The sequence below is a fragment of the Bacteroides xylanisolvens XB1A genome (genome assembly GCF_000210075.1).
In the GTDB taxonomy this organism is placed as follows: Bacteria; Bacteroidota; Bacteroidia; order Bacteroidales; family Bacteroidaceae; genus Bacteroides; species Bacteroides xylanisolvens.
In genome coordinates, this window is sequence record NC_021017.1 from 2,591,555 (window position 1) to 2,605,240 (window position 13,686).

Annotated in this window: 10 protein-coding genes; 8 read left to right on the forward strand and 2 right to left on the reverse strand. The window is 39.8% G+C overall.

All coding sequences use genetic code 11. The features are described from left to right. Window positions 1-80: 80 nt before the first annotated feature. Together BXY_RS10425 and BXY_RS10430 are read right to left on the reverse strand one after the other, a co-directional pair. Window positions 81-1,046 carry a phosphatase PAP2 family protein gene (locus BXY_RS10425; protein WP_004302696.1) on the reverse strand — a complete coding sequence of 322 codons (966 nt, stop codon included), beginning with the start codon at window positions 1,044-1,046 and terminating at the stop codon, window positions 81-83. Beyond that, window positions 1,037-2,044, reverse strand: coding sequence for an NAD-dependent epimerase/dehydratase family protein (locus BXY_RS10430; protein WP_008643933.1), 1,008 nt, complete (start codon window positions 2,042-2,044; stop codon window positions 1,037-1,039). The genes BXY_RS10425 and BXY_RS10430 overlap by 10 nt, the downstream gene beginning before the upstream one ends. 44 nt (window positions 2,045-2,088) lie before the next feature. Here BXY_RS10430 and BXY_RS10435 point away from each other — a divergent pair, with 44 nt between their 5' ends. The 8 genes from BXY_RS10435 (at window position 2,089) to BXY_RS10470 (ending at window position 13,685) form a co-directional block, all read left to right on the forward strand. Beyond that, window positions 2,089-2,718, forward strand: coding sequence for an RNA polymerase sigma-70 factor (locus tag BXY_RS10435; RefSeq protein ID WP_208946918.1), 630 nt, complete (start codon window positions 2,089-2,091; stop codon window positions 2,716-2,718). Between the two features lie 36 nt (window positions 2,719-2,754). Further along, window positions 2,755-3,918, forward strand: coding sequence for a FecR family protein (locus tag BXY_RS10440; RefSeq protein ID WP_008643931.1), 1,164 nt, complete (start codon window positions 2,755-2,757; stop codon window positions 3,916-3,918). 151 nt (window positions 3,919-4,069) lie between these two features. Continuing rightward, entirely contained in the window at window positions 4,070-7,660 is a 3,591-nt protein-coding gene (locus BXY_RS10445) for a SusC/RagA family TonB-linked outer membrane protein (RefSeq protein WP_061447875.1), read from the forward strand. A 23-nt stretch (window positions 7,661-7,683) separates the two neighbouring features. Continuing rightward, window positions 7,684-9,252, forward strand: coding sequence for a RagB/SusD family nutrient uptake outer membrane protein (locus BXY_RS10450; RefSeq protein WP_004317017.1), 1,569 nt, complete (start codon window positions 7,684-7,686; stop codon window positions 9,250-9,252). A gap of 22 nt (window positions 9,253-9,274) precedes the next feature. Further along, window positions 9,275-10,171, forward strand: coding sequence for a zinc-binding metallopeptidase (locus BXY_RS10455; RefSeq protein WP_015531853.1), 897 nt, complete (start codon window positions 9,275-9,277; stop codon window positions 10,169-10,171). Between the two features lie 12 nt (window positions 10,172-10,183). Continuing rightward, window positions 10,184-11,500 (forward strand): DUF4302 domain-containing protein, encoded by a 1,317-nt coding sequence (locus BXY_RS10460; protein WP_008023439.1) that lies wholly within the window; start codon window positions 10,184-10,186, stop codon window positions 11,498-11,500. 7 nt (window positions 11,501-11,507) lie between these two features. Next, on the forward strand, window positions 11,508-12,548 hold the full coding sequence (locus BXY_RS10465; protein ID WP_015531855.1) for a BACON domain-containing protein: 1,041 nt from the start codon (window positions 11,508-11,510) through the stop codon (window positions 12,546-12,548). A 3-nt stretch (window positions 12,549-12,551) separates the two neighbouring features. Beyond that, window positions 12,552-13,685 carry a fibrobacter succinogenes major paralogous domain-containing protein gene (locus BXY_RS10470; protein ID WP_008643925.1) on the forward strand — a complete coding sequence of 378 codons (1,134 nt, stop codon included), beginning with the start codon at window positions 12,552-12,554 and terminating at the stop codon, window positions 13,683-13,685. The last annotated feature ends 1 nt before the right edge of the window (window position 13,686 follow it).

A 13,686-nucleotide genomic window follows, 5' to 3' on the forward strand; every position in this document is an offset into this window, starting at 1 on the left:
TATTATATCTATTCTTCAGGAACTTGTACTTGTTCCTGAAGAATAACATGATCTAATTAAAACGTCAAGGTCTTTGGTTTCTATTTAAACATCGGCTGCGCAAACCACTTTTTGAACATCCAGGTTACGACTACATACAATAGGAATGCAGAGAAGAAACCAACAATGGCATCAATCACATAATGCGCCTGAATATATACGGTAGCCCCACAGAGCAACATATAGAAAGGTATAAGACAGGCAAACAACTTCTTGCTGCCACGCCAAGCCATAATCATCAGAATAGTAGAAATGCCTACATGCGAACTGGGGAATGCCGCCGTAGGACGTTCACCCACTTGCTGCGAGCCTTCCACCAAACTATAAAAAAATCCGTGCTGATAGCCCGGTCCGGGAAGTAACTCCTGATTATGATTGAAATAATCACCGATAGCAGGAAAAATACCTTTAGATACATTATCAATACCAATGGCAGGAAAATAGAATTGAGGGCCTGCAACAGGAACGAATATATAAATCAGATAGTAAATAAAGAAAGAAGTGACAAGCACAAAAGACATCTTTTCGAACCACTCAAATTTATAAATGAAATAGAATAGAGCCACAATCAGCATCATCGGATAATAAAAGAAATATCCCATATTGAATGCCTCGCTGACTATAAGATGTGGAAACGTATGGCAGAACCAAATAGCAGGCTGACCATTGAAAATAAACTGTTCGGCAGTTGCAAATACATGATCCAAATTCGGAAAGAAACGATTGAACTCGAAAGTATCCGGATACCAGTAAGACAGCAGACTCATCTGAATGACAATACGCACAAACGCCGAAAATTTACAGGGAGCAAGACGATAAAGATACATCAATAAAAAAGTCATAGCCGCGATCATAGCCCTATCCAGCAACATGTGCCATGGATGATCCATCCGCTGAAACAGGAACAGAATCAATATGGAAGTCAACAGATTATAAATCAATGTAATCTTTTCCACAGCAAACAACCCTTTCCGGGTTTCTACGCGCTTAAATAAGTCTAAAGCCATCCTTCATTTTTATACCAGGCAATGGTTTCCCGAACTCCCTTTTCCAAATCATATTCGGGCACATACCCCAGTTCATCCATTACCGGGGTTATATCGCATTGCCAGTTGCGTTGTTTCATTATCTTATATTTATCCGAATTCAGGGTACTGCTCCTCCCGGAACGTGTAGCAATGAATTCAGCGAACAAAGATATAACTTTTAGCACAATTAATGGACATTTCAAGTGAAGAACAAACGGATTACCCAATTCTTTTTGTATCAGATCCGAAAAGGCACGGCTTTTATAAACTTTCCCGTCTGTCAAAAAATACGCCTTACGAACTACTTTTTTCTCTATTCCCAGGAAAATAGCCTGCACAATGTCTTTTACATACACAAAGGTCAAGTCCTGACGACGGAAACCTACCGAGAAATCAACGTGTTTCCGGATAGACTTTGCCATCAGATAGTAATCAGCTTCACGAGGTCCATAGACTCCTGTAGGACGATAAATGACATAAGGGAAACCGGGCATACTCTGAATATACAACTCCGCTTTCAGTTTGCTCAATCCATAAGCAGTATTGGGTACCGCAGGGTCGTCCGCTTTTATCGGAGTATAGTCCTTCTCACGTACAGGTCCGAACACACTCAATGTACTGATATAGATAAACTGTTTCGGAACCATATTCAGCTCCTTCAACGTATCGATAAAATATTTGGTCTGAAGATAATTTACATAGTCAAAAGAGTGCTTGTCGGGGCACTTTGTAACACCGGCACAATGAATGATATAATCAAATTTGTTGTAAGTGCCTTTATGCCCGGAGAGTTGGGCACGAAGTTCATTAGGGTGCGCAAAATCCAGTTCCAGAAAGTGGATTTTCCGGTTTTTCAAATACCGCTTGCTACTCGTAGAACGAATCCCGGCCCACACACCAAACTTTCGCTTCAACGCTTCCTCCACGATGAAACTGCCGATAAAACCACTCGCGCCTGTAATTAAAATACTCTCCATTATTACTTTTCAGGTCCTACATGAATATTAATTGAAAAAATATGATGCCACAAAGATACGATAAATATAAAATAAAAGCCATTTTGCTTTTCTCAATTATTATTTGTTTATTTGCAACGCGATTTATTTACTATTCAACACTTTTAAAGCACGTGGAAGATAAGGCCGATTTTGATTTTCTTTTTAAAGAGTACTATCCTCAACTTTATTATTATGCATTTCACCTGATTAATAATATGGAGGCTAGCAAGGATATCGTAAGCGACGCCTTCGAATTTATTTGGGCCAATTATGCAAAAATAGATAAAGCCACGGCTAAATCTTATCTATACATTTACGTTCGCAACAAAAGCATTGACTTCCTGCGACATCAGAATATACATGAACAGTATGTACAAATCTATTCCGAACTGACCAAAAGTTATGTTGAAACGGAATATCTGGAGCAGGATGAAAGAATGATGCATATCAGCAAGGCAATGGAAAAACTGACTCCACATACCAGGCATATTTTAGAAGAATGTTATATTCAACGCAAGAAATATCAGGAAGTGGCAGAAGAATTAAATATCAGTGTCAGTGCAGTCAGGAAGCATATTGTGAAAGCATTACAGGTGATACGTGAAGAATGTGCAAAAAAAATCATAAATCAGGTATCTTTATTTTATGATTAAACGTAATATAAATAAGTATGATACAGTCAAACAGTGATGAATAAAGATATTGACAATATAAATAATACAGATGAATCTGTAGAGAAGGCGCTCGACATCATGGAGAGTTCTTCAGAGATAAACGACGAACAGCTGCAGGAGATGCTTAAAGATAAAGAAGTCCTGCAAGCTTGTCGCGACATCATGGATAGTAGTCTTTTCCTACAACAAAAAGGAGGAATAGAGCTTCCTAATGTAGAAATGGAATTGGAGCGATTTAAGAAAAAACAACATTCAACACGAATGCGTTCCAATCTCTGGAAGATAACTATCGGAATAGCCGCCATGATTACCGTTCTATTCGGGAGTTACTATTTAATTAATAGCCTGACAACCCCTGCACTCGAACCAATCACTGTATTCACTGCTGATACTACTCCCCAACATATTGTTTTGCAAAAAGATGACGGAGAAAAAGTTGTGTTAGACGAACCGCAGTCAAACAATCAAGTCCTGCCTAAAACCGCCATTGCAAAGTCTGAAAAGAAAGAGCTGGATTATAGGCAAGTCATCTCAACAACTACACAGACACATGTACTTACCGTACCACGAGGTGAAAGTTTCAAAGTGGTATTATGTGACGGCACAGAAGTCTGGCTGAATGCTAATAGTAATTTTGTTTACCCTACAGCCTTTATTGGCAACGAGCGTATCGTTACTTTAGAAGGCGAAGCTTATTTCAAGGTGGCCAAAGACGCCAAGCATCCCTTTATTGTAAAAACCAAGTCAGTCCAAACCCGCGTTCTCGGCACGGAATTCAATATACGTAGCTATACTCCCGAAGATACTCATGTAGTACTTATTAACGGGAAAGTAGAAGTAAGTAACACAAAAGGAGGATCATATACCCGACTATATCCGGGAGAAGACGCCCACCTGCAATCTGATGGAAATTTCGTTCTAACAGAAGTAGACTTAGACTCTTACGTCTATTGGAAGGACGGCTATTTCTATTTTGACAATATTACATTGAAAGATATTATGCAAAACTTAGGACGCTGGTACAATGTAAACATAGAATTCAGAAACAAAGAAGCAATGACGTATAAAATGCACTTCATATCCGATCGCACTAAAGATTTAGAGCATACAATCTCATTGCTTAATAGAATGAAAAAAGTCACTGTCACCTTGCAAGGCAATACGCTTACCATAGACTAGGTTTTTATTGCATAAGTATAACAAATCTATGCAATAAACAACAAAATATCACTTTTATTAAAAAATAAATCGCAAAAGGGGTATCCATTTTCTTTTCTCATACGCATTAGTTATATAAACATATCCAAATAGTGTTATTAAAAACAAACGTATGAGAAATAATTGGAACTTATTTATTGTGTGTTTTCTATGCGTATTGTGCTTCCAGCCTTACCAAGTTAATGCTCAAACGCAATCACAAAAGAAAATCACGATTGAGATTAGCAACGAACGATTGCCGTCCGTACTTAAACGTCTGGAAAAACTCTCCGGCTACAAAATCCTATTTACGTATGACGATGTCAAGAAATTCACCGTTTCCGGCTCTGTCAAAGATAAGAGTATAGAGCAGACTCTCGATATTATCTTAGCCAATAAGCCACTAGAATACCATATTGAAGATCAATTTATCACAATTACTTCCAAAGGTCCTTCCAAACAAGCGAAAGTATTCAATGTAAAAGGAGTGGTAATTTCCGGTGATGACGGACAGCCTCTCATCGGTGCAACTGTTGTCATCAAGGGAAGCAAGTCCGGTGTATTAACAGACATAGACGGAAAGTTTTCGATAGAAAATGTATCCAATAAATCCCTGTTACAATTTTCTTATATAGGAATGAAGCCACAAGATCTGACTCCTACCCCAACTATGAATGTTACATTAATGCCTGATGTACAAACTTTATCAGAAGTAGTAGTAACAGGTATGCAAAAAATGGATAAACGCCTGTTTACAGGAGCAACCAAACAATTGTCCGCAGATGAAGTGAAACTAGATGGTTTGCCTGATATCAGCCGTGGACTTGAAGGACGCGCCGCAGGCGTATCTGTACAAAATGTTTCCGGCACGTTTGGTACTGCCCCGAAAATTCGGGTACGCGGTGCCACATCTATTTTCGGTAGTTCAAAGCCATTATGGGTAGTAGATGGAGTCATCATGGAGGATGCTATTGACGTAGGTCCGGATGACTTATCTTCAGGAGATGCAGAGACGCTAATCAGTTCAGCCATTGCCGGGTTGAATTCAGATGATATCGAGAGCTTTCAAATATTGAAAGACGGATCAGCAACCTCTATCTATGGCGCACGAGCCATGGCAGGGGTTATTGTAGTAACAACCAAGAAGGGAAAAGCCGGCGTTAGCAAAATGAGCTATACCGGTGAATTTACAACCCGTATGATTCCCAGTTATAAAGAATTCAACATTATGAATTCGCAGGAACAAATGGGAATCTACAAAGAGATGGAGCAGAAAGGATGGCTTAATAACAGCGATACTTACCGTGCCAAAGATAGTGGTGTATATGGACGTATGTATCAATTAATCAATCAATATAACCCGGTTACAGGACAATTCGGACTTGCCAACACGCCGGAAGCACGTAATGCTTACCTGCGCGAAGCGGAAATGAGAAATACCGACTGGTTCAATACCTTATTTTCCAACAACGTTACACAAAACCATTCGGTCAGCATCACTTCCGGAACTGAAAAGTCTTCATTCTATGCTTCATTAAGTGCGATGTCAGATCCGGGATGGTATAAACAAAGCGAAGTAAAACGTTATACTGCTAATTTAAATACAACATATAATATATATAAGAATTTATCTATAAACCTGATCTCCAGTGCTTCCTACCGTAAACAGAAAGCCCCCGGGACACTAAGTTCAGAGGTTAATGCAGCAAGTGGAGAAGTTACCCGTCAGTTTGACATCAATCCCTATTCGTATGCACTAAATACATCACGTGCATTAGATCCAACAGTTGACTATACAGCCAACTATGCACCGTTCAATATCCTCCATGAATTGGATAACAATTATATGGATTTGAATGTAGCTGATGTTAAGTTTCAAGGAGAAATAAAATGGAAAGCACTTCCGGAGTTAGAACTAAGTGCATTAGGAGCAGTCAGATATCAGGCTTCTTCACAAGAACACAATATCAAAGATCACTCGAATCAGGCAACCGCTTATCGCACAGGAATGGACGACGCTACCATTCGTGACGAAAACAACTTATTGTATACCAATCCGGATAATCCGTATGCTTTGCCTATCAGTATACTACCGGAAGGAGGTATTTACCAGCGTAAGGACTATCGTATGTTGGGGGTAGACTTCCGTGCCACAGCATCCTGGAATCATTTATTTGCAGAAAAGCATATAACCAATCTTTTCGCCGGTATGGAAGTAAATGATTTGAAACGTATGCAAAATTATTTTCAAGGATGGGGAATGCAATATACAATGGGTGAAATACCATCGTATGTATATGAATTCTTCAAGAAGGGCATTGAATCCGGTGAAAGCTATTATGGATTAAACCATACAACAACAAGAAGTGTAGCAGGCTTTGCCAACGCAACTTATTCTTATGATGGACGTTATACAGTAAACGGAACATTCCGCTATGAAGGCACCAATCGCATGGGAAAAAGCCGTTCTTCCCGCTGGCTTCCTACATGGAATATGTCAGGAGCATGGAATGTACATGAAGAAAATTTCTTCAAGACATTCAGCTCTGTACTGTCACACTTAACATTCAAAGCATCCTACTCTTTAACAGCCGATAGAGGACCGGAATATGTGACCAACTCACATGCCATAATCACTAGTTATTCACCATTTCGTCCTTTCACCAGCGGACAGGAAACAGGACTTTATGTATCTGATCCTGAAAACAGTGAATTAACCTACGAAAAAAAGCATGAGTTGAACCTCGGTGCCGACATGGGATTCTTAGACAACCGGATCAATTTTTCGATCGACTGGTATAAACGCAACAACTATGACCTGATTGGTATTACCCCGACACAAGGAGTAGGCGGTTCTATCTACAAATATGCCAATATAGCTTCCATGAAATCACATGGTATCGAGTTCACCATCTCAAGTAAGAATATCCAGTCGAAAGACTTTTCATGGCATACAGACTTCATCTTTTCCAAAGCAAAAAATGAAGTTACAGAACTGAATGCCCGTTCCAGCGTAATGGATTTAGTTTCAGGTTACGGTTTTGCCCGTCAGGGTTACCCGGTACGTGGTTTGTTTTCCATTCCATTTGTCGGCCTAAATTCAAATGGTATCCCGATGTATAATATCAATGGAAAAATAACCAGTACCGATATTGATTTTCAGACACGTGACAACATAGACTACCTAAAATATGAAGGTCCTACTGATCCTACCATAACAGGAAGTCTTGGTAATATTTTCACTTATAAAGCATTCAAACTGAATGTATTCATCACCTATTCATTTGGTAATGTAGTACGTTTGAATCCATGTTTCAGCTATCAATACAGTGACTTATCTTCTATGCCACGCGAATTCAAGAATCGCTGGACAGTGCCAGGTGATGAAAAACGCACGAATATCCCCGCTATTATCTCGAAACGCCAATATGAAGATAATAAAGATTTAATGTATGCATATAATGCCTACAATTATTCTACAGAACGAATTGCCAAGGGAGACTTTATCCGTATGAAGGAAATATCCTTGTCCTATGACTTCCCCCAATCATGGATTGCACCAGCAAAGATATCTAATTTATCTTTGAAACTTCAGGCTACCAATTTATTCCTGATTTATGCAGATAAAAAACTCAACGGACAGGACCCGGAATTCTTCAATACCGGTGGAGTAGCTTCCCCTGTACCTCGTCAGTTTACATTGACTCTTAGATTAGGATTTTAACCACTCAGATAATTATAAAAATGATGAAATACAGAAACGTCTTATATACAACACTCATTTCAGCTCTATGCTTGGGAACAACTTCCTGTAGTGACTTTTTAGATGAAATGCCGGATAACCGAACCGAATTGACTACTGAAGAAAGTATTACTAAAGTTCTGGTATCTGCATATCCTATGACTACCAACTGCCACATAGGAGAATTTTACAGTGACAATATCGATGAAAATAGCAGAGCATACAGCTACCTTTTCCGATTAAACGAACATTTGTACCGTTGGCAACAAACGACTGAAGAAAATCAGGACTCTCCTCATGCTTTATGGAATGACTGTTATAACTCCATTGCATCAGCCAACCAAGCCTTGGCGGCTATTGAGCAGATGGGAAATCCTCAATCATTATCAGCCCAAAAAGGCGAAGCTTTGATATGCCGTGCATACAATCATTTTGTATTAGCTACCACATTCTGCAAAGCGTATGGTACAAATGGAGACAAAGACTTGGGTATACCTTACATAAAAGAACCGGAAACATCTGTAAATCCACAATACTCACGCGGAACAGTTGCTGAAGTATACGAAAATATTGCAGCCGATTTAGAAGAAGGACTGCCTTTAATTGATGACAATATTTACTCACGGGTAAAATATCATTTTAATAAGAAGGCCGCTTATGCATTTGCAGCCCGCTTTTATCTATATTATACACAACCGGATTTTTCCAACTGTCAGAAAGTTATCAATTATGCCAATATAGTACTCGGTAATAATGCGTCCCAATATTTACGTGACTGGGCTGCATTAGGAGCTTTATCTCCCAACAAGAATATACAGCCGAACGCTTATGTAGATGCAGATAACCGTGCCAATCTAATGGTAATATCAGCAGCTTCATATTGGCCATTGGTTTCCGATCCGGGTTATGCCAACTGCGAAAGATATTGCATGAACAATATTACTGCTTCGGAAAGTTGTAAATCCGAAGGTCCATGGGGAGATCAGTCAAGTTATCATCAGATCCCATTTTCACCCGGTGGCTCTATAAAGAACGGATTCCGCCGCTTAGTTATCTATCAGCAATTCACGTCGGGCAACAGTTGGATCGGCTACATGCTGTATCCTGCTTTTACCACCGACGAAGCATTGCTTTGCCGAGCTGAAGCCTACACGTTACTAAAACGTTATGACGAAGCTGCCGCTGATATAGATGCCTGGCAGAAAGCCTTTACAAAAAACACCCAAACTTTGACCAAGGAGACAATCAATGATTTTTATGCCCGACTAAAATATTACACACCGGAAGCTCCGACAGTAAAAAAGGAATTGCATCCGGATTTTGTAGTAGAAAAAGGAATGCAGGAGAATCTAATACATTGTATTCTACATGCAAGACGTCTGCTAACCTTAGAAGAGGGGCTTAGATGGCAAGATATAAAACGCTATGGTATTATAATCTACCGCCGCTATTATGAAGGTTATACCTTGGTGAATATCACCGACAAGATGGACACGAATGACCCCAGACGTGCAATTCAGCTACCGGCCAGTGTCATTACAGCAGGTATGCAACCAAATCCAAGAAATGACTAAATAACTTTAGGAGGAAAAAAATATGAAGAAATACATCATATATAGTTTAATCATGACATTGACCTGTGGACTGGGTGCTTGCAACAATGACGAAGACGTAGACAAAGCAAACAGCATTTTCTCCACAGAAGAAGTAGATCGTAGCCCATTCGACAAGTGGATATTAGGCAATTATACCCATCCATACAACATTGCATTAAAATATCGCATGGAAGATAACGAGAGTGACATGACACACATATTAGCACCTGCCGAATACAAAAAGTCTGTGGTACTGGCTAAAATTATCAAACATGTGTGGCTGGAAGCATACGATGAAGCAACAGGCAATCCGAACTTCTTACGCCAATATATTCCTAAGACAATCCACTTTATCGGTTCCCCCGCCTATGAAGACAATGGAACTATGGTATTAGGAACAGCTGAAGGCGGCATGAAAATTACATTATACAATGTAAATGACATCAATCCCGACCAAATAGATATTAACCTGTTAAACGACTACTATTTCCAGACAATGCACCATGAGTTCGCACATATTCTGCATCAAACCAAAAATTACGATCCGGCCTTTGACCGTATTACGGAAAATGCCTACATCGGTAGCGACTGGTATATGGTGGGAGCCGACCGCAATGCATGGCAACAAGGATTTGTCACTCCTTATGCAATGAGTGAATCACGTGAAGATTTTGTGGAGAACATCGCAGTGTATGTCACAAATACCAAAGACTACTGGAATAACATGCTGCAAAATGCCGGTGAAAACGGCCGTGCACTCATAAAGCAGAAATTCGAAATAGTCTATAGTTATATGGAACAAACCTGGGGAATCAATCTGGACGAATTACGCGAGATTGTTCTACGACGCCAGGATGACATAGCAAACGGCTATGTAGACTTAAGTATTATTGAATAAAATATGAAAATTATGAAGAAATATCTATCCATATACACACTTCTGGCATTGGCCTGCATTGTTTTGCAATCTTGTCTTTTCTCCGAAGAAGAAATATTCGACGAATCATCTGCCAATAGGGCCACAGCCGATGTAATCAAATGCCAGGAGATTCTTAAAGATGTGCCGAACGGCTGGAAACTGGAATATTACATAGGAAGCAACTATTCTGCAGGTGCAGTCACTTTACTAATGAAATTTGACGGGAAGCAGGTAGAAATGGCTTCGGAAACAGGCGCAGAAAGCTATAAACCGGGAACTATAATAACCTCTCTGTATCAAGTAAAATCGGAACAAAGCACAATGCTCACTTTCGACTCATACAACCCACTGATCCATATGTTTTCAGGTCCTTTAGGCCTGAACATGAACCTAGGAGGGGATTACGAGTTTATTATAATGAGCGCAACTCCCGACAAAGTAATTCTGCAAGGAAAAAAATACAAAAACATAATGGAGATGACGCCTATGCCCAAAGATATACCATGGCGTATTCAGATTGAAGATATCATTAACATTGAGAAAGATGCTTTTCTAAATACATACCGCATGGAGAAAGGCGGACAAGTACTGAATTACTTTATACGCAACAATGGCACAATGGCTACATTCTCCGCTTACAGCGCCGATTATAGTAGTGCAAGAAGTTTACCCTATATCTACACAGAAAAAGGATTAAAGTTACAATCCCCGTACAATGTCAACGGACTTGAAGTCCAAAACTTCAAATGGGATAGAAAGTCCAGACTATTTGTTTGTACCGACGCAGGAGCAACTGACATCGTACTTAAAGAATATTATCCCGAAAACTATCTACAATATGAAGACTATATCGGTACCTACACTGCAACGATTGACGATTATGACGAAGGGCCAACTTCGCAATCTGTAACCATCTCTCCTAAAGTCAGAGGAGAAAGTTATACACTGAAAAGTATTGGCGGATTCAACTTCACCCTCCAGTATGACAAAGCCAGCGGAAAACTAGTTTTAGATTCACAAAGTATAAGTTCGACTTCTTCATCGTCTTATTACTTTGCGTGCGCGGCAGGTGTGGAAGGCTATGCCCACACAGAATTAAGTCTGCCATCACGCCTACGCAACGGATTGATAAATGTGACGACAAACAGCAACCCTTTCACTTTTTACTTTGCGGATAAAGCAAGCCAGGAAATTACATCATTGATAATCTGGGCTTATTCATCTGATGAATATTCAACCTCCGGACTAATGGGTTACTGGAGCTGGTATAACTCAATCTTAATGGTAAAAGAAAACGAAAGTAATTAATACGATTATGAGAAAGCTTTTTAATATATTCTTATTTGTACTTTGCATCGTAGCAATAGCGGGATGCAATGATACGGAAAGCAGCGAATTCAAGTTAGAAATCAAAGCTGTAAATACTAATTTCCAAGCTACCGGCGGAAAAGGATACATACAACTTCAGTCAACAGGAAATATAACAGCAGATGTTGACGTCGATTGGTGTGTGCTGAAAGAAGTAAATCCTAATGAAGTGGTATTCGAAGTAAAAGAAAATACCGGGTACTCCGGTAGAAATGCTTTATTGACAATCAGTAACGGAGTAGAGACAGAAGCATTCAACATCAATCAATCCGGAGCTGTTTTCATCTTCGGCAAAGACGAATGGATGCTCCGTACCGACAATAAAGCAGCTACTCTGCCAATAAAACTACAAAGTTCTTTCGATTATACAATAGACATACCCGCAGAAGCTCAAGAATGGTTGTCATTTGAACAGAATGCGAAGGGAATAAATTTCAAGGTAAAAGAAAATACCTCCGGAAAAATGAGAGGAGCTATTGTCAATGTGGCAGCAAAAGACAGATCGGCTTCTTATCAGGTAATACAATATGATGTTGACGAACTTACCGGAACCTGGCAAGGCATGTTTTCAGACGGGCAAATGAATTACGGTTTGAAAGATGTCACCATTGAAAAACAGGAAGACGGAACATACCTGCTTTCAAACATTCTAACCGGATTGCCTTATAAACTGAAAGCAAAAGCCATAGACAATTGCCTGGCTTTTGGAGCCGGTCAAAACCTAGGAGTCTTCGAGGACAATTTATATCTCTCATTCGAAATTCTTAGCTCTGACCTATATTATGTAAAAGATCCTTCTGTAACAATCTCATTAGGCCCCGTAATGTTAACAGACGGAACATTCGTTTTCGCTTTTTCCGGAATAAAAGAGAGTGATCCTTTCGGTTTTGTTTTCCGGGTATATGAAGATGCAAAACTACAGAAGGTTATAGACAATCTGTCCATTTTTATTAACTGTATTCTATTTAAAGAAGACATAATCCAATAACATATGAAAAAGATACTATTAACTAGCTTTATCGTGGCATTAGGATTACTTGGTGCAAGCTGTAAAGATGACAATAGCACAGCAGGCGGAGGAGGAGAAATACTTCCGGACCAACAGGTAAGCTGTGAGATATTTATGCCAACTGATGGCGCAACCGTTATTATGTCAGACAAACTGATTATCAGAGGAGAAGGGACTACAAACTATGGTAAAATCATTTCTGCAGAACTGAAAGTCGGGGAAGAGATTATCACTGACATCACTTCAGTTCCATTCTATTATGAGTATACCTTCTCCAAAGATGCCGAACCGGGAGAACTGAAAATTGAGTTAGCAGTTAAAGGAGATCACGAAGGTAGTGCCTTGGCAACTATTACAGTGACAACAGAACAAGGAAACAGGCCTGCTCCCCCTCAATATGGAGAAGTGCTAACCGATACCCGTGATGGAAATACATACAAAACCGTACAACTTGCAGACCAGTTATGGATGGCAGAAAATTTACGCTATCTACCAGAGCAACAGTTTGATGTGTCCTCAACCGAACCAAGATATTACGTAATGTTTGATAATGATGCAAAAACAGAACTTGGAAAAGGTTTCCTGAATGCATATGGAGCCTATTACAACCTACCTGCTGCTCTACAAAACGAAACGGCTTTAGGTCCCGATGAAACACGTATAATAAAAGGAGTTTGTCCTGATGGATGGCATATTCCTTCTCAAAAAGAATGGCAAAAATTATCTCAATATGTATTAGATTCCGGAATGGCAGCAATTATGAATGATGGTCAAGTAGATGAAACAGCCCTAGCAAAGGCTCTAGCTTCAACAACGATGTGGATGATGCCGGAATACACAGAAATAGAACCACAGCCAACCTGGGTTGGAGTTGAGATGGAAAAGAATAATGCAACCTTATTCAATGGTCTGCCTATAGGTTTCCGTGCTTGTGCAGGCGACGAAGATTGGATGCATTCAGCCTACAGTGCGGGTTGGTGGAGTTCGACAGCGGGAGTACAAATGGGACCAGAATTTGGTATTACCGTACGTATGTGGTCAGACCTCCACACATTTGTAACCAATGCAGAATTTAATCCGGGAGTAGGACTCCCCGTTCGTTGTATCAAAGATTAAC